The sequence below is a fragment of the Mesorhizobium sp. M7A.F.Ca.MR.176.00.0.0 genome (assembly GCF_004023165.1).
GTDB lineage: Bacteria > Pseudomonadota > Alphaproteobacteria > Rhizobiales > Rhizobiaceae > Mesorhizobium.
Genome location: NZ_RZTC01000002.1, coordinates 24,445 through 42,540 on the forward strand (window position 1 = coordinate 24,445; position 18,096 = coordinate 42,540).

An 18,096-nucleotide genomic window follows, 5' to 3' on the forward strand; every position below is an offset into this window, starting at 1 on the left:
GAAAAGTTCGGTGTGCGATCCGGCAAGAGCCTGAAGCAGACGCGCCCGGTCAGAAAAGCACCACAAAGGCGGAAAGACGTCGGTCGCGCCCCAGACTCCGCCTAACCGGCATGCCGGCGGGTAGGCAGGTCGACATGCGTGACCTCCGCCAAGTGATCGCGCGAACGGCCAAAGCACCCGCCGCTGCTCGTTTCTGAGGGTTAAACTTATGAAAGCCCGCCGCCCCATTTGCGAAGCGGCGGGCTTCATCCGCCCCAACCTCAATGCAACTTTGATGCCAAACCTTTTTGGCTCTCTATAGGACAATGGGCCTGTCCGACAGCGATCAAAACAGACATCCAAAATGCCAGCAGCAGGGCGCATATGAGACGAGGGCAGCGGTGGCAAAAAGCACGCCCTGCGAATCTGGCGGTGGATCGGACACCAACTTGTCGGGGGCGGATGATTGTCATTCATGATAAGCAATTTTGCGATGCCAAGTTTGGTCCCGCTAATCCTTCAGGTTGTCGGCGGAAATGGCCGCCCTACCGAAGGCCAAAGAAACTCAAAATCGCCAAGACGACGACCACCGCACCGACGAGCCAAATGATATTGTTCATGATCTCTCTCCTGTTGCTTTCGAAAGTTCGCGCCTGGCAGCGCCGATCGTTCGGGACGCCTCTGCTTCGAGTTCTACAAGCTTGTCCCTGATCTCCTCCGGCTCGGCGTGCTCCAATCCGACAACGTCATTTCTGGTTTCATTCAGTGAAACGATGATCTCATCGAGTTTGGCGTGAATGGCGGCGGTGTCGCGATAGCCTTGTAGAAGGACAACACCAGTGATCACGATGGCGGCAACCGACAGGGCGTAGGTAACCGCACTTGTGAGACCAAAGGGCACCAGGGCGGTGCAAAAAACCATTGCTATGAGAATGACATAGAAGCCCGGCGGCCGAGATAGGAAGTCGGAGGCCGCGAAAAGGAACCGATTCATATCCGGGCCAAAGTCATCAAGGCGACCAGTGCGGTAATGGCCACACAGATAGGCACTGCTGCCAGTAAGCCTGCCTCTAAGATCCGACTCTCTTTGTCGCGCAACATCAGGTCACCTACTCCAAGTTAAAGATATAGGGTTCGCGAGCAGCTGGGCGGCTCGCGAACCCTGCTATCGGCGTCGGAAGGGACGTTGCTGCGCCGATCCACCACATGTCAGCCAAGCACGAGTGCCATCACGAGAAGCGTGCTTGGCCAGCACTTTATCCATCTGGGTTTCTCCCAAATTCGAGAGACAACAGCCGCGGGGGGGGAGGCGTTCCAGTCGCTGTCTCTGACAGGACCAATGCGTGTTCTAGGACCAGACTTAGGCCCCAAAAGGACTAGACCTAAGTGCCTAAGGCGGAACGTTTAGGGCGGCTCCATGTTCAAGTTGCCGGGCGGCGCGGGACGATGATCGTGTTGCGCCCGTCCCCACGGGAGTGCAGATATGAACATGCTTCTAAAGAACACCGCAGCAGCGATGTTGCTCTTGGCTGGGATCGGCTCAGCCGCCGCGGACGACATCATTATCCAGCCGGAACAAGACACCGTCATCCGCGAATATGTGAAGCAGCAGCCCCTGGCGTCGGTCAAGCTCCCCGGCGTGGAACTGAATGTCGGGACAGCTCTGCCAGACACGGTTGAGATACATGAGGTCCCCAACGTCAAATACCGCTATGTGGTGGTCGACAACCGCACGGTGCTGGTGGACCCGGGCACCCGAAAAATCATCAAGGTTTACGACTGAACGAACCAATCCAACCCCGCCGCCATCGCTGGCGGCGGGGCTGAAGCTATAAATCTCCACGTACGGACGAAGATGATGAGCCTTAAAGTCGCGACATCGCAAGCGTTCTTGGCACGCCTCTCCGGCACGAATGCGGAAAGCACGTTAGAGCGAAGGCCGAGAGGAAACCCCTCCAAAGGTCTCGGGCTTTATGGATGATGGTCGCGGCCAGGCAGAGTTTTCCGCTCAGCAAGCCAGTCCAGGAGTTCAAGGACCTTCAGGGCACGATCTGTGCACGAGTAATACGCTTTTTGACGCTCCTGCTTCCGCGTGACCAGCCCAAATTCTCGCATTATGCTAAGGTGTTGGGAGAGTGCGGAGTTGCTAAGCCCTAAGCGCGACGCCAGATCAGAAAGGGATATTTCTCCGTTGGCAAGAATGACTAGAGCGAGAAGGCGCTTTTCATTAGCCATGGCAGCGAGCAGCTCGGCGGACGGCGCATAAATGCTGTGGTTTTCGGGATCCATGATGTCTCCCTCACTCACGCGTCGAGCGGGCCTTGCGCAGGCCGAAATGTAAAGAACTCTGAACTCGCCTCCCATTTACCGCAGCGGCGGGCCAAGGATGACGTGCCGGGATCGTCGGGCGCTCCGGCGCGTTAGAACTATTAGCGTAGCGTAATGTTCCATCAGAAGGGCGTCGCTGTTTGACGGCCGGCGTCGGCGGCTAAGCGCCTTAGCTCCTGGATCGACCCTTCTTCGAAGCCTGGGAACCTTTGGCTTCGGCAGCAAGGCGTTGTTCTCGAAGTCGCGCAGTTTTTAAAAAACGCGCCTCTCTCTCGGCCGCGTTAGCAACTTTTGCCTCGCGGTCTGCGCGATCCAATCGGTCTTTGTCGATGCTTCGCTGGGACACTTTGGCCTCCTACCAGAAGACCGTTGAATTTACTTTTCGCTAAATTGTTCCCGTCAATTCGGCGACTGCCTTCCTGACGCTTGCGGCACCAACAAAGCAAAACACCGCCACCGGCGTAGCGGGCTCTTGAAGAGGCAGGCAATTGGAGGGTACTGACAAACTAGGTACCGCCACAGTGCTTCCGGCATCAAAGGTGCCGGATCGCAACGCCGCATGCCGACAGCATCGATGGGCCGGAGATGAACGGCAAGGACCCCTGTGCAGTTCGCCAAGCACCTTCGGGTCCGGAGAGCCTGCACTGCAGCCTAGCAAGCTCTTCGAAACAGGCCGCGAGATCGTCATCAGCATTCGCCGGCTCTGAACATTGGTGATGTTGTGGAACCCACGGTGATGTTGTGGAACCCAGCGCAAGCCTCACATCGCTGCTTCCTGCTCCATCTCTTTCATGTCCTGAAAGCGGTCCGCAATCCGTGGGTGAACCCGGCCGCCGTCCGCAGCACCGATGGCAACGACAATCTCGTCGGCAGCCGGGCCGTCGGCGATCTGGAAGTTGGCGGTGATGAAATGCGAGCGGCGACCGTTCTCGCTCTTGTGCATCATCGGCAGCGATAGCAGCGCGCCCGGCGCGTTGCGGGTGTTACAGAATTCGAGATAGGTCGTGCCGCCGACGGCGTCGCGGAAGACATTGCCGAAGCGCAGCGTATGGATCATGGCGGAGGCATGCTCGATCTCGCCGGCGGTTCCGACGGCGGCCGCCTTGCCGTAGCTTTCGACGCGTTCCGCCTGCATCAATCCAATCAGGCGGCTCGTGAGTTCCTGCCCCAGCCGGGGCGCTATGGCGACAATCTCCGGCTGCAAATCCTCGACGAAGCCGCGCCCGGCCCATGGGTTGCGCAGGACGGCTGCCACCACGATCGACGTTACCGGCCTTGCACCCGCTTTGCCGCCTTCGATGTGCACTTCCTCGATGAAGGTGCTGACTTTTCGCAATTCCATGATTTGCCTCTCCAGGTGGAAGCTCAAGCTAATGCACGCCAACCATCGGGTATTCCTCCGGTTCGTAGGAAGAAACGGCGTGCGTCCCGCTTGGAAGCGGTGTAGCGTTCGTATATCCGCGACGGCTATAAATTCGCCCTTCGCGAGCGGCGGAAGATCAGGCGTGGACCACGAGTCGCAAATTCTCTCCTTGCGGGATGCCGCCAGCCTCATCAATTCGGGCGGCGATCTCCAGTCCGTGCTGCGCCATCTCGTGCTGGCGGCCTGTCGTCATGCCCAATGGACTCTAGGCTCGATCATGGGCATCGACGCCCCCCACGGCCACGCCTATGTCATCGTGCGCCACGACCCGACGCTCATTCACCGCACGTTGCCGGACCGTTGGGAGCTGGCCACCAGTCCCTCGATCGTCGCGCTCAACCGCAACGAGCCGGTCTACATCAGGGACGCGCGCGTATCGGAGGAGTTCCCGGGCTACCGCCGAGAAGCCTTCGAGCGCGACTACCGCAGTGTTCTGGTCATGCCGATGAACTGCGTCGACGAAGACGGCCGGCCGATGGTGCTGACCGTCGTTTCCCGCGAGATCACCGAAGTGACGGCGCAGGATATCGCCTTCATCGGCATGATCGTGCATCTGGGTGAGATCGCGGTCGAGAAGCAGCATCGGCTGCGCCAGGAGAAGCAGGCCGGCGAGCGTCTGCAGCGCGCCCTCTCGGCGCACACCTCGCTTCTCCAGCAAGCCTTGTCGGACGGATCGGTGGCCTCGCTCGCCGAAAAAGTCAGCGAGCTGCTACCCAATCCTGTGGTGGTGATCGATTTCCATGCCAATCTGGTTGTCGCCGGCCGTTCCCCGAGCGAGGCGCATTTCGACACCGCCTCCTGGCAGCAGGCGGTGAGCGGAACGCTCAGCCGGCAAATCTTCAAGATAGCTCGCGGCGCGTCCGACGGGCGTCACACCGAGACGCTGTTCGTCGATGACGGCAAGCGACAGCTCAAGCTTTCGGTGCGCATCGAGCCGCTTAGCATCGACGCCGAAGTGGTTGGCGCACTGATGATTTTCCCGACGCCTCACGAGTCTGGTCAACTCGATCAGATGCTGCTCGACAGCACCAAATTCGCCCTCAGTGTGCAGATGATGCGCAGCTTCGTGCGCTTCCGTTTCGAGACGCGCTCGCTGACCGAGCTTTTCCTGGAGGTGGCGGAGCGCCGCTGGCGCGACGAGGCCGATATCGTCAATCGCGCCCGCCGGCTGGGGCTCGACTTGACCGTTGCACAGAAGATGATCGTCGTCGACCTCGCCGAACAGGACGGTGCCATCGGCCTTGCCGATCCGCATCATGAGGTCATGCGTCTGCTGCAGCAGGCCGGCATTGCCGGCACGGCAATCGCGGTGGAGGATGGGCTTGTCTGTCTTGTCCCGGCCGATACCGGGCAGGATGGCGCGCGCTTCGCGAAATTGCCGCACAAGATTGCGGCCGGGCTTGGCCGCTATTTCGAAGGTGAGCCGGTGGTTGTGCTTTCCGAGGCCTGTGCCGCGCTGGTCGATTATCCCATCGCCTGGGAGCGGTGCCGCCGCATGATCCGGATCGGCCGTTCCTTCGGACGCACCGGCGTTTTTGCCGGCCAGGATTTCGGTCCGTTGCCGATATTGGTCGCCGCTGCCGACGCTCCGGACGTGCGCGGCTTCGTCGACGAAAGTGTCGGCGCCCTGATCGCGCATGACCGCGAGCACGGCACGCCCTATCTGGAGACGTTATTTGCCTATCTGCGCGAGGGCTGCCGCAGCCAGGCCTGCGCCGACGCCATCGGCCTGCATGTCACCACCTTACGCTATCGCCTGTCGCGCATGGAGGACCTGTTCGGCATCCGTCTCGACACGCCCGAACAGCGCTTCGCGGTTGAACTCGCGATCCGTCTCAGCGGCATCATCGACAGCCGCACGCCGACAGCCCGTTAGACTCTGTTGACCTCGCCACCACTGTTTCGACGCGGCAGCCGCCGCAAGTGCAGGCGCGCTGCGCCTGCACTTGCTCGGGATGGCAGCAGCACGCCCCGACATCTTTCCTACAGACCGGAGGAAGAAGGCCGGCCGTCTCTTGCCTAGCTTTCATCCGACACTATGGGAGGAAAGCAATGGCGGACGCGGTGGTACACAGGACGATCGACCCGATCGCCTTGCGTCGTGCCTTCGGCACCTTCGTCACCGGCGTGACCGTCATCACCACGCGCGACTGCGACGGCAATCCGCGCGGCACGACCGCTAACTCCTTTACCTCGGTCTCGCTTGACCCGCCGTTGCTCCTGGTCTGCGTCGCCAAGGCGGCGGCGAGCTTTCCCGCATTCAACGAAACACGGTCCTTCGCGGTCAATTTCCTCCATGAAGGCCAGGTCGACGTTTCTTCGGTGTTCGCATCCAAAGCGGCGGACAAATTCCAGTCGGTCAACTATGACCGCGCCCACACCGGCGCGCCGATCCTCACCGACAGCCTGACATGGTTCGACTGCACCGTTCACAACCGCATCGAGGCCGGCGACCACATCATCCTGATCGGCCAGGTCCAGGCTTTCGGAACCAGCCCATCGGCGCCGCTCGGGTTTTGCCGCGGCCGTTACGCCAGCGTAAAGGATCCGCTGCCTGCCGGCTGGCTGGCCTCGCAGGACATGATCATCGGCTATCTTGTCGAAGCCGGCGACCGCATCCTCTTGCGCACCGATGGCAAGGGAAGTTGGGTGCTGCCGACGGCGCGGCGCCGCAAGGCCGACAGTCAGCTCGTCCTCGATGGCGGCGAGGCGCTGACCCTCGTCCCTGAAAACACCTTCCTCTATTCGGTCTTCGACGTCGCCGACAGCGACCCGGGCTATCTCATCTACCGCGCCGAACTGAGCCGTGAGAGCGCTGAAGCAGCACTTCCGGATGGCCACGCCTTCTTTTCCGTCGACGTGCTGCCCTATGAGCGGGTCGCCACCCATGAATTGCGCGCCATGCTGCGCCGCTATGCGCGGGAGCGCCAGGACAAGCGCTTCGGCATTTACATCGACACCGGCGACGGCGGCCGCGTCGCCATGATCGACGGCCAGTCGCAATCGTGGACGCAAGCCGCATCCGAATGATGCTTCACCCAGGACAGACAGCATGAAAACGACGGTCGAATCGCTCGAAGGCTCACGCCAGAACCTGTTCATCAACGGCGCGTTCGTGGCGCCGAAAGGTAGCCAGTACATCGACAGTTTCGATCCGACCACCGGCAAGCCCTGGTACCAATTCGCAGAGGCCAATGCCGAGGATGTCGGCGCGGCCGTGGAGGCGGCGCGCCTAGCTTTTGCCAATCCAGTCTGGCGACGCATGACCCAGACCGACCGCGGCACGCTGGTGCGCCGTTTGGGGGAACTGGTGCTGGAGCACGCCGACGAGTTGGCGCTGATCGAGACCCGTGACAACGGCAAGCTGCTCAAGGAAATGCGGGCGCAGATGCGCGCCATGCCCGACAGCTACACCTATTTCGCAGGGATGGCCGACAAGCTGCTCGGCGACACCATTCCGGTCAACAAGCTCGACATGCTCAATTTCAACCTGCGCGAGCCGATCGGCGTCGTCGGCATGATCACGCCATGGAACTCGCCGCTGATGCTGCTCACCGGCACGCTGGCGCCATGCCTGGCGCTCGGCAACACGGTGGTCGTCAAGCCGTCCGAGCATGCCAGTGCCTCCACGCTCGCGCTGGCCGAGCTGATCATGGAGGCCGGCTTCCCGGCCGGCGTCGTCAATGTCGTGACCGGCACCGGCGCCGTGGCGGGGGACGCGCTGACCCGGCACCCTGGCATCGCGAAATTCGTCTTCACCGGTTCGACGGCGACGGGCCGGCGGATTGCCGCCAATGCGGCTGAGAACCTCATCCCCTGTTCGATGGAACTCGGCGGCAAGTCGCCACATGTCGTCTTCGACGACGTCGACATCGACCATGCCGTCAACGGCGTCGTGTCCGGTGTGTTCGCGGCGGCTGGGCAGACCTGCGTCGCCGGTTCGCGCTGTTTCGTCGAGGCCAGCGTCTACGATCGGTTCGTCGAGGCGCTGGTCGAACGCACGCGGCGCGTGCGGGTCGGGCTGCCGATGCTGGAGGAAACCGACGTCGGACCGCTGGCGCTGTCGGTGCAACTCGCCAAGGTGGAAGGCTACGTCGCCTCGGGCGTGCGCCAGGGCGCGCGGATTGCGGCCGGCGGCAAGCGGCCGCAGGCGGATGAGCTTGCAGGCGGCTGGTACTTCGAGCCGACCGTGATGACCGATGCCGACAACGGCATGGACTTCATGCAGGAGGAGCTGTTCGGTCCTGTCGTCGGCGTCATCCCGTTCTCGTCGGAAGACCAGATGATCCGTCTCGCCAACGACACCCGCTATGGCCTCGCCTCCGGCATCTGGACCCGGGACATCAACCGCGCGCTGCGTTTCGCCAGGAATGTCGAAGCCGGCACCGTCTGGATCAACACCTACCGCGCCTCGTCCTTCATGTCCGCCAATGGCGGCTTCAAGGAGAGCGGCTACGGGCGGCGCGGCGGCTTCGACGCCATGGAGGAGTTCTCGCGCCTGAAGAACGTCGTCATCGACTACTCGGGCGCCATGCAGGACCCCTTCATTATCCGCCTTCGCTGACCAACCCGACGCACTGGGGAGACCGACATGAAATTCGCCGTTTCGCTGACCATGGAACGCTTCTCGCCCGACATGCCGATGTCGAAGGTGAAGAGCAATCTCCTCGAGTTGGCGCGCCTGGCCGACGAGGGTGGCTTCGAGACGCTGTGGACGGCGGAGCATCACACGATCGAATGCACGATCTCGCCCAACCCCCTGATGACGCTGACCTGGCTTGCCCAGCATACCGAGCAGATCCGCCTCGGCACCTCGACGCTGGTCGCGCCCTACTGGAGCCCGATCCGGTTGGCAGGGGAGGCGGCACTTTGTGATCACCTGACCGGCGGGCGGCTGGAGTTCGGCATCGCGCGCGGTTCGTACCAATATGAGTTCGACCGCATGGCCGGCGGCATGCCGCAGCAGGAAGGCGTTGCCTATCTGAAGGAGCTGGTGCCGGCGGTGAAGAAGCTGTGGGCACAGGATTATGCCCATGACGGCGATTACTGGAAGTTCCCGCTCGCCGCCGGCGTGCCGAAGCCGCTGCAGACGCCGCATCCGCCGATCTGGGTGGCCGCGCGGGACCCGGGAACCTTCGACTGGGCGGTCGGCATCGGCGCTTCGATCCTGTCGACGCCCTTGTCGGCGCCGGCGGCCGAGATCGCCGTGCTCGGCGAGAAATTCCGCAAGGCCGTCGCCGATCATCCAGAGGTGCCGCGCCCGCGCCTGATGATGCAGCGGCGCACCTGCGTCTACGAACGAGCGCACGACTGGGAGATCGCGGTCGGGCATGCCATTGACTATGGCCGCGCGTTCGAGAACCTGTTCCAGAACATCGGCACCGTGCAAAACGGCTTTCCCGAAGCTATCCCCTACGAGAGCGTCAAGGGCAAAGACAATTACAATCCCGAGAACATCCGTCGCAACCTGATGTTCGGCACGCCCGACGAGGTGATCGAGAAGCTGCTCGACTATGAAGCCGCGGGCGTTGACCAGTACTGCCTCGGCCTGACGTTCAACCTGCCGTTCGAGCTGCAGAAGAAGACGATCAAGCTGTGGGTCGACGAGGTGATGCCGGTCTTCGCCGCGCGCGAGCGCGAAAGGGCGCGCCAGGCGGCGAGGGCGTGACCATGGCGCGCTCCGGCCAGCTCGATGTCGAGGGCGTACTGCTCAACTGGCGCCTTGAGGGTGAGGGTGGGTTGCCGCTGGTCTGCATCCATGGAGTCGGCTCCTATCTCGAAGCCTGGAGTGGCGTGGCGGGCCAACTGAAAGATCGCTTCTCGGTTCTCACCTTCGACCTGCGCGGCCATGGCCGCTCCAGCCGGATCAAGGGCCGTTACGAGATCGATGATTTCGTCAAGGAAACGCTGGCGCTGGCCGACCATGTCGGGTTTGCCACCTTCCATCTGGCCGGGTTTTCACTGGGTGGCCTGATCGCACAGCGCCTGTCGCTGACGCATGCCGAGCGCCTGAAAAAACTGGTGTTGCTGTCGACGGTCGCCGGCCGCACGCCCGAGGAACGGCACGCGGTGCGTGGCCGGCTGGCGGCGCTGATGGCGAGCGATGCCTCAGTGCATCATGCAGCCTCGCTGTCGCGCTGGCTGACGGAGGATTTTCAGGACAGCAACCCGGAGGTCATCGCCGAGTTGCGCCGGCGTGACGCTGAAAACGACCGCGACTGCTATGCGGCCGCCTATCGCGTTCTGGCCGAGACCGATTTCGGCGGCATTCTCGACCGCATCACCTGCCCGACGCTGATCGTGACCGGGGAGGACGATCAGGGCTCCAGCCCGCGGATGGCACGGCTGATGCACGAACAGGTGCAAGGGTCGCAACTCGCCATCCTGCCCGGACTTCGTCATTCGATCCTGATCGAGGCGCCGGCTCGGGTTGCCACCCTGATGGGCGATTTCCTGATGGACGCTGACCGCGGGAAAGGGGGCGGCGCCGATGAATAGCAGCCTTCGCGATGCGAAAGCGAACGCCGGACACCACTGGCTGCACGACCCCTCGCAGGGAGCGGGCCGAGACCTTCCCTGTGATCGGGGGAATGGCGACGGCTAACATCCTCCGCGACATCGGAAGACCGGACCGGCCACGACGTCGCTAAATCGGCGGGCCTTTGGGAGAGGACGCCGACCAGGTCGGCACGAAATTGGGACGTCACGACCGGCTGAACGGAAGTGACTGCAAGGAACTGAACAACAACAGGGGAATACGGATATGACATTCTGGAACAGACCACAGCTGACGTTGGCCGCGATGGCGCTTGCGCTTGGCGCATATCCTGCTCACGCAGGCGCGGTGCTCGACCGCGTTTTGGCGGCCGGCACGCTCAAGGTGGCGACCGATGCCAACTGGGCGCCGCAGTCCTTCGTGAATTCCAGCAACGAGCTGGACGGCTTCGATGTCGACGTCGCCAAGGCCATCGGCAAGCACCTCGGCGTCAAGGTCGAGTTCATCACGCCCGGCTGGGACATCATCACCGCCGGCCATTGGGCGGGGCGCTGGGACATGCATGCCGGCTCGATGACGCCGACCAAGAAACGCGCCGAGATCTTCGATTTTCCGGCGGTCTACTATTACACGCCGGCGGCCGTTGCCGTGCACAAGGACAGCAAGGCCAAGACGCTGGCAGATCTCGACGGCAAGGTGGTCGGCGCCACCAGCACCTCCACTTTCGAGGCCTATGCCAAGAAGGATCTGACGCTCGACGCCGCCGGCGCGCCGCCATTCGAGTACAAGCTCAACCCGGAGGAGGTCCGCTCCTACGGGAATTCGACGACCGCCTTTGACGACCTCCGCCTCGGCGACGGCGTGCGCCTGGACGCGGTGGTCTCTTCGCTACCGTCGATCCTCGACGCCGAGAAGGCCGGCTACCCGATCAAGCAACTAGGCGATCCGGTGTTTTACGAGCCGCTGGCGATTGCCATCGAACGCGGCGATCCCGAACTCTCCGCCAAGATCGGCGACGCCGTGAAAGCGATGAAGGAGGATGGCACGCTGAGCAAGCTCTCCGAAAAGTGGTACGGGCAGGATTATTCGAAGACCAACTAGCCCCTTTCAAAGGCGGCCTGCCCCCCGGCAGGCCGCCGAACAGCCGGTGCTCAAAGATGCTCTATCCCGATACCGTCGAAGCCGAAATCCTCGTCCACAAACCCTGGTTCGTGGCTACGATGTTCGGCGTCGTTCTGCTTCTCTTCATGGCTTTCAACATGTCGAGCACCAGCTTTGCCGAACTGATGCGCCCCGTGATCGGCGAACCGTCGGTGAGTGGCTTCTACGGCCGCTTTGCCATTGCTTTCGCCATAGCGGTGATCTTCACCTTGAACGTCGTGCTGATCGGCTTCGCGCCGCTCAAGTTCCAGATCGGCATCGTCTGGCTCGAACTGCTGCTCCTGTTCATCGCCTTCTTCGAAACGTTCCATCTCAGCCTGCCCTTTATCAGGGAGAAGCTGCCGTTCCTGATTAGCCAGGGCGTTGTCACCACACTCTACGTCTCGGCCATTTCGATCGTTATCGCTTCCGTCATCGCCGTCGCCGGTGCGGTGGCCAAGCTTTCCAGCAATGGCTTCGCCTACGCCATCGCCAGCTTCTACACCTCCTTCTTCCGCGGCCTGCCGCTACTCATGCAGGTCTATCTGATCTATCTCGGGCTGCCGCAGCTCGGCTTTGTCATTGATGCGGTTCCGGCCGGCATCCTGGCGCTATCGCTCTGCTACGGCGCCTACATGACCGAGATCTTCCGCTCCGGCATACAGAGCATCGATCGCGGCCAGTGGGAGGCGTCGCGCTCCATGGGCTTCGGCTTCACGCTGACCATGCGTCGCATCATTCTGCCGCAGGCATTGCCGGTCATCATTCCGCCAACGGGCAACCAGTTCATCTCGATGCTGAAGGATTCCTCGCTGGTCTCGGTCATCGGCGTGTGGGAGCTGATGTTCCTGGCGCGCACCCTCGGACAGAAGACCTTCCAGCACATGGAGATGCTGATCTCGGCAGCCATGATCTACTGGATGCTGTCGATCTGCCTCGAACTGGTCCAATCGCGGATCGAACGGCATTACCACAGGAGCAAGGTGCGATGAGCGCTCCGGCCATCATTGAAGCCAAGTCCGTTTCCAAATGGTACGGCAAATTCCAGGCGCTGAAGAACATCAACCTGATCGTCCACAAGGGCGAGCGGATCGTGATCTGCGGGCCCTCGGGTTCCGGCAAATCAACGCTCATCCGCTGCTTCAATCGCCTGGAGGCGCATCAAGAGGGCGACATCGTCGTCAACGGCGTTGCCTTACATGGCAAGATGACCAACGTTGCCGCCGTGCGCTCCAACGTCGGCATGGTCTTCCAGCACTTCAACCTGTTTCCGCACATGACGGTGCTGATGAACTGCATGGCCGGCCCAATGTGGGTGAAGGGCGTATCGGAAAAGCAGGCGCGCAAGACCGCACTGAAGTTCCTTGAGCGGGTCCGCATTCCCGAGCAGGCGAACAAGTTCCCCATCCAGCTGTCCGGCGGACAGCAGCAGCGCGTGGCGATTGCCCGCAGCCTGTGCATGGAACCGGCTGTCATGCTGTTCGATGAGCCGACCTCCGCCCTCGATCCGGAAATGGTCTCCGAGGTGCTAGAGACGATGACGGGATTGGCTCGGGACGGCATGACCATGGTGTGTGTGACGCATGAGATGGGTTTTGCGCGTGCGGTTGCCGACCGGGTGATCTTCATGGACGCTGGGCAGATCGTCGAGGAGGGCACGCCCGACGGGTTTTTCGGCCACCCGCGCCATGATCGAACCAAGTTGTTCCTCAGCCAGATACTGAAGCATTAAACTTCCAGAAAAAAGCTGCGTGGATGCGCTGGACGAACGGCCCGTGCCTTTCCTCAACCAGCAGCGCGCGGGTGCCGCCGATCCTTGCGGATCGTGTCTGCCAGCGCGACGCTGACGTCGGACGCTTTGCTAGCCTCAATGCCAATCACCAAGCTGCTCAACAATATCGATGCGGTAGGCGCCGGATTTTGCGTACCCACAGTGTTGCCGATGCCTTGCAAGTCAGCCGGGGAACCATTGAAAATCCTGGCCGTTACGGTGGTCCTGGTCCGCGCGAGAGGGCACTTTGGAAACAGATGATGCATCACCGATCACTTCTGGCGTCGAGGGTCTCGATTACATCCTGAGAGGTGGTTATGCCAAATACCGGTCACACCTGATCGAGGGCAGGCCTGGATCCGGCAAGACGACGCTCGGGCTGCAGTTTCTGATCAACGGCGCGCAGAACGGAGACAGGTGCCTTTACATCACACTTTCCGAGAGCAAGCGTGAACTTCTGTCGGTCGCCAATCGTCATGGGATGTCACTAGACGGCGTAGACATTCTGGAACTGGTACCCCCGGAGCTCAGCCTCGATCCGTCTCAACGCCAGACACTGGTGCACTCCTCCGACCTTGAACTGGGTGAAACGGTCCAATCCGCACTGGATGAAATAGGCCGTCTTAAGCCGGATCGTGTCGTTTTCGACTCCCTGTCGGAGATACGCCTCCTATCCCAGGGCTCCTTGCGCTACCGGCGGCAGGTGCTGGCGTTGAAGAGCTTCTTCCTTCTTAACGACGCAACGGTTCTGCTCCTTGACGACCTGACCGCCGAATTTGACGATTTGAACCTGCATTCTATCAGCCATGGGGTCATTCGCATGGAGCAGCTGTCACCCGTGTATGGGGGGGAACGCCGCCGCTTGCGGGTCATCAAGATGAGAGGTGTGGAAATTCGTGGCGGATACCATGACTTTGTCATCCGGCCAGGTGGGGTATCGGTCTTCCCCCGGCTCGTGGCCGGCGAACACGACGAAGGGAAGCAGGGCCCGCCAGCCCTAAGTGGCACTTCCCTCGACAATCTATTGGGCGGCGGGCTGTCACGAGGCACCAGCACCTTGTTGATCGGGCCATCAGGTGTAGGCAAGTCTACGATTGCTTCAACATTCTGCCACGCAGCGCTTTTGCGCGGCGAGACGGTGCTGGTGCTTCTTTTCGATGAAACGAAGCGTATCTTCCTGGCGCGCGCAGCCGGGCTTGGATTGGACCTGGAACCGTTCATCAAGAGTGACATGCTTCTCCTGGAGAAAGTCGAGCCTGCTGAACTGTCACCCGGAGAGCTGTCGTCTCGGATCCAAGCCGCCGTGGACCATTCGAATGCGCGGCTTGTGGTGATCGACAGCCTAACCGGCTACTTGAATGCGATGTCCGAGGAACAGCATCTGGTGTTGCAAATGCACGAGATCCTTACCTACCTCAATCAAAAAGGCGTCGTCACAATCCTTCTGCTCGCCAACCACGGATTGCTCGGGCAAATGGTGGCGCCCGTGGACATGACATACCTCTGCGATTCGGTCATGTTGTTGCGCTTCTTTGAGAATGACGGGAGGTTGAGGCGCGCGATCTCAGTAGTGAAAAAGCGCGTCGGCGCCCACGAAGACACCATTCGCGAATTCAAGATCAGCCCCGCCGGCCTCGCCGTGGGGGAACCTCTTGAACAGTTCCGAGGCATCCTGACGGGGGTGCCCTCCTATCAGGGCAAGCAGGGCGATCTTCTCAAAGATAAATCATCGTGATGGCAACGGATCCCGGAGTGCTCATCCTCTCACCGACCGGCCGTGATGCAAAAATCGCGGCATCAATCCTCGCGTCGAAGGGCATTGTAACGCATATCTGCAGCACTCTTGCTGAGACGTTGCCGCTGCTGGATATGGCACAGTGCCTAGTCGTTGCAGAAGAAGCATTGCTCACTTCGGATCGCAATCCATTCGCCGCCTGGCTTGAAAGCCAGCCGGCCTGGTCTGATTTTCCGATCGTTCTTCTCACGATGCGTGGCGCTGAGTTCGACGAGCGGCTGAGATTTCTCGACCGCTATCTCATCGTTCTGGAGCGGCCGTTTCTGGCATCAAGTCTAGCCAACTCCGTGCGTTCCGCGCTGCGCGCCCGCACGCGGCAGCTCGAAGTCAAATCCTTGCTCGAGCACAAAGAGGAAGTGGCGCATCGTCAGAAGCTGTTGATCCGGGAGCTTCATCACCGCGTCAAGAATACTCTCGCTAATGTGAGAGCGATGATGGGGGCAACAGCCCGCTCAAGCAGCAATGTGGATGATTTCGTGCGCAATTTCTCGGCCAGGCTGGTATCTCTGGCTGACACCCATTCGATGCTGACAGATGATTATTGGCAGACCGCATTTCTGCACAAATTGCTGGAAACCGAGCTTCGGCATTACGACACGACGGACAGGTCACGCATTCTCTTGGAAGGGCCTGATGTCGCGCTTGTCGCGGATCTCGCAATACCCGTGGGCATGGCTTTCCATGAGCTGGCGTCGAATTCGTCGAAATTCGGAGCGTTGTCCTGGCCTCGGGGACGGCTTGAGGTACGCTGGTCGGTGGCGCAATTCAAAAATGCTCAAGTGGTTCATCTTGACTGGCGTGAACGCGATGGCCCTGAGGTGCACCCGCCCCAGCGAAGTGGTTTTGGCACAACCTTGCTAGAGAGGGTTGTCGCCGTGCAGTGCGACGCAAAGGTTGAGCTGCAATACCACCCCAAGGGGTTAAGATTTGCAATGGACTTGCCCCTTCGGGACACCAGGCTTGTCCCTGCCTACTAGTCTGCGCGGGCCGTTTCGGGGGCGCCCTATTGGCGGCAAAAGGCCTATCTGGCGAGCAATCGCGGGGACTTTGCATCTCCACACTATTAGAGCTGGGAGCGTAGCCTGCTGGCAAAGTAGTCGGTGACCTTTTCGCTCACCGGACGTGCTTGCCACTCTTCCAGCCTGACTTGCCTTGATCGTTTCAGGTCCTCGTTGAAGATGTCTATTTGCGTTCGCGCGAATTCCATGCCGTAGACGTTCAGACTGGCCTCATCGTTGAGGCGCAAGGAACGCTCATCCAGATTGGCCGAGCCAACGCTCACCCAGACATCGTCGACGATCAAAAGCTTGGGGTGGTACATTGTGGGTTGAAACTCAAAAATGCGCACACCGGCTTTGAGCAATTCGCCCCAGAAATAACGTGAACCCTTTCGCACTATGGGCACATCCGTCAGCCAATTGGGAACGATGACATCGACCGAGACGCCTCGCTTCCTTGCATCAAGAATCTGCTGCAGGGCTATGTCGTCGGGCACGAAGTAGGCCATGCCGATGCGCAGATGATCCTTGGCCGCGGCTATTGCTGCCAACATCATCAACTCCATGTTCTCCGAGCCGTTTGGCTGCGAAGAAAGTATCAACTGGGCATCGAGCCCACCAGCGGGCGCAACTGCAGGGTAGAACTTTCCGCCCTGCAATGTCTCGCCGGTCGTCTCGAGCCAGTTTTCCGCGAACGCCGCTTGGAATGCGGACACGGCGGGTCCTTCGATCCGGTAGTGCGTGTCGCGCCATTCATTTGAGTTGCGTGCGTTCCCGCGCCAATTATCGGCAATGCCGGCGCCGCCAGTGAATGCTATCCGGCCATCGACGATCAGCAGCTTGCGATGAGTTCGGTTGTTTACACGGTCCAACGTATACCAGCGTAAAGGCCGATAGCGTTCGAACCTCACACCGGCAGTGGTCATGATGTGGATCAAGTCCTCGTCGAAGGGAAGGCTGCCAACCCAGTCGACGTTCACACGGACTTCGACGCCTTCGCTGGCTTTCGCCGCCAATGCGATCGCGAACTCGTAGCCGATGGCTCCTGACCAATAAATATATGTCTCCATGTCGACGCTGGATCGAGCCGCCCCGATTGCTTGCAGCATTGAGGGAAATATTTCGTCTCCGTTGATGAGAGTTTGGACCGCGTTGGAATCGAACATCTGCCCTTGCGAATAGCTGCTCATCGTCTCGGAAAATTGGGGATCCGTAGCGTCGAACCGATGGGGGACGATTGATCGTAGAACGCGCGGCTCTGGAGTAAGATTTATGATCAACACCGTGAGCAGGCTGGCCATGGTGGCGATGGCCAGATAGATGAGCACCTTTCGCCAAAGCTCAATGCCGGAGGTCTTCTTGCGGGCGCCTGACGCGACGGAACCGAAAGGCTGCACGTCAATCGCCCCGCTGCTGGCGATGGCGATGCTTTTCGATCTCCTCGGGCTCTTCATCATCGATCCGCGTGATTGCGGCTCCGTGCCAATCCAAGCTCTGTCGCTCGAAGATCATCCAAAGAATTGCGTAAGCCAACAAGATCAGGAACGCAGCGGGACGAGAGGTCAATGTGCCAATTGAGTTAAGCACGCTTGTGACCGTATGATTTGCCATTCCAAAGAACTCGCGGCAGTGCCCCTGGTTCCCATGAGGCATCATACCGCCCCGCCGTGCCTACAGTGGCTTATGGGTAGGCCACTTGAGTACATCGCCTCTGGCCAGTCGTTACTTTCGATCGAGCACCTTTCGGACCTTCTCGGCCAACTTGTCGATCGTGTAGGGTTTCGTCAAAAGCTCCGTTCCAAAATCGAGCGTGCCATTGTGACAGCGATACATTGTCCTGCCCATTCGTTCGAGCATCAAAAATCCCGGAGCATTCTGGCAGCCTGGAAAATGCGAAAATGAATTCGTGGTCCAATGCCGTCGGTATTTAACTTGGGCGATGCAGCTATGTTCCTGCTTTTGCAAAAATTGCGCAGCCTCGTACGCGATGCAAGGTGCGTCTGTCCGTGTCGCCGGCGGAATATCCGCTGCCGAGATCGTGTTACCTATTGTGATACAAACGACACCCCGCAAGATGGAAAATGTAACAAAAACAGCTAGTGACGGGCTGAGTGATCCCAGCCAACGGTGCCATCGGTTTTCCAGTAAGTAATTGAATTTATTGTG

Annotated in this window: 15 protein-coding genes; 11 read left to right on the plus strand and 4 right to left on the minus strand. The window is 60.5% G+C overall.

Translation table 11 applies throughout. The annotated features are described in order from the left end of the window. Positions 1-595 precede the first annotated feature (595 nt). Positions 596-973, minus strand: coding sequence for a low affinity iron permease family protein (locus tag EOB59_RS01070; protein ID WP_127397593.1), 378 nt, complete (start codon positions 971-973; stop codon positions 596-598). A gap of 489 nt (positions 974-1,462) precedes the next feature. Between EOB59_RS01070 and EOB59_RS01080 the strand changes: the two genes are divergently transcribed. After that, on the plus strand, positions 1,463-1,762 hold the full coding sequence (locus EOB59_RS01080; RefSeq protein WP_127266845.1) for a DUF1236 domain-containing protein: 300 nt from the start codon (positions 1,463-1,465) through the stop codon (positions 1,760-1,762). A 188-nt stretch (positions 1,763-1,950) separates the two neighbouring features. On the opposite strand, the gene EOB59_RS01085 is transcribed toward EOB59_RS01080, so the two are convergent. Together EOB59_RS01085 and EOB59_RS01090 are read right to left on the minus strand one after the other, a co-directional pair. Beyond that, positions 1,951-2,268: a metalloregulator ArsR/SmtB family transcription factor gene (locus EOB59_RS01085; protein ID WP_164895544.1), complete on the minus strand. Its 318-nt coding sequence runs from the start codon at positions 2,266-2,268 to the stop codon at positions 1,951-1,953. Positions 2,269-3,067: 799 nt separating this feature from the next. Beyond that, a complete protein-coding gene (locus EOB59_RS01090) occupies positions 3,068-3,649 on the minus strand; it encodes an amino acid synthesis family protein (protein WP_128287425.1) in 582 nt (193 codons plus the stop codon). 163 nt (positions 3,650-3,812) lie between these two features. Here EOB59_RS01090 and EOB59_RS01095 point away from each other — a divergent pair, with 163 nt between their 5' ends. The 10 genes from EOB59_RS01095 (at position 3,813) to EOB59_RS01140 (ending at position 15,909) form a co-directional block, all read left to right on the plus strand. Next, positions 3,813-5,606 (plus strand): helix-turn-helix domain-containing protein, encoded by a 1,794-nt coding sequence (locus tag EOB59_RS01095; protein ID WP_127807827.1) that lies wholly within the window; start codon positions 3,813-3,815, stop codon positions 5,604-5,606. Between the two features lie 176 nt (positions 5,607-5,782). Further along, entirely contained in the window at positions 5,783-6,760 is a 978-nt protein-coding gene (locus tag EOB59_RS01100) for a flavin reductase family protein (RefSeq protein WP_128287426.1), read from the plus strand. A gap of 22 nt (positions 6,761-6,782) precedes the next feature. Continuing rightward, positions 6,783-8,294: an aldehyde dehydrogenase gene (locus tag EOB59_RS01105; protein WP_127807825.1), complete on the plus strand. Its 1,512-nt coding sequence runs from the start codon at positions 6,783-6,785 to the stop codon at positions 8,292-8,294. Between the two features lie 27 nt (positions 8,295-8,321). Beyond that, on the plus strand, positions 8,322-9,398 hold the full coding sequence (locus tag EOB59_RS01110; protein WP_127807824.1) for an LLM class flavin-dependent oxidoreductase: 1,077 nt from the start codon (positions 8,322-8,324) through the stop codon (positions 9,396-9,398). A gap of 2 nt (positions 9,399-9,400) precedes the next feature. Next, positions 9,401-10,228 carry an alpha/beta hydrolase gene (locus EOB59_RS01115; RefSeq protein WP_127811247.1) on the plus strand — a complete coding sequence of 276 codons (828 nt, stop codon included), beginning with the start codon at positions 9,401-9,403 and terminating at the stop codon, positions 10,226-10,228. A gap of 265 nt (positions 10,229-10,493) precedes the next feature. Next, positions 10,494-11,327: a transporter substrate-binding domain-containing protein gene (locus EOB59_RS01120; RefSeq protein ID WP_128287427.1), complete on the plus strand. Its 834-nt coding sequence runs from the start codon at positions 10,494-10,496 to the stop codon at positions 11,325-11,327. A 56-nt stretch (positions 11,328-11,383) separates the two neighbouring features. Then, positions 11,384-12,358 carry an amino acid ABC transporter permease gene (locus EOB59_RS01125; protein ID WP_127332355.1) on the plus strand — a complete coding sequence of 325 codons (975 nt, stop codon included), beginning with the start codon at positions 11,384-11,386 and terminating at the stop codon, positions 12,356-12,358. Then, positions 12,355-13,098, plus strand: coding sequence for an amino acid ABC transporter ATP-binding protein (locus EOB59_RS01130; RefSeq protein ID WP_127807823.1), 744 nt, complete (start codon positions 12,355-12,357; stop codon positions 13,096-13,098). Before EOB59_RS01125 ends, EOB59_RS01130 begins: the two co-directional genes overlap by 4 nt. A gap of 286 nt (positions 13,099-13,384) precedes the next feature. Beyond that, positions 13,385-14,872, plus strand: coding sequence for an ATPase domain-containing protein (locus EOB59_RS01135; protein WP_127329067.1), 1,488 nt, complete (start codon positions 13,385-13,387; stop codon positions 14,870-14,872). Continuing rightward, a complete protein-coding gene (locus EOB59_RS01140) occupies positions 14,869-15,909 on the plus strand; it encodes a sensor histidine kinase (protein WP_127329069.1) in 1,041 nt (346 codons plus the stop codon). Before EOB59_RS01135 ends, EOB59_RS01140 begins: the two co-directional genes overlap by 4 nt. A gap of 86 nt (positions 15,910-15,995) precedes the next feature. Here the strand turns inward: EOB59_RS01140 and EOB59_RS01145 are convergent, their stop codons facing one another. After that, on the minus strand, positions 15,996-17,387 hold the full coding sequence (locus EOB59_RS01145; protein ID WP_245486492.1) for a phospholipase D-like domain-containing protein: 1,392 nt from the start codon (positions 17,385-17,387) through the stop codon (positions 15,996-15,998). Between the last annotated feature and the right edge of the window lie 709 nt (positions 17,388-18,096).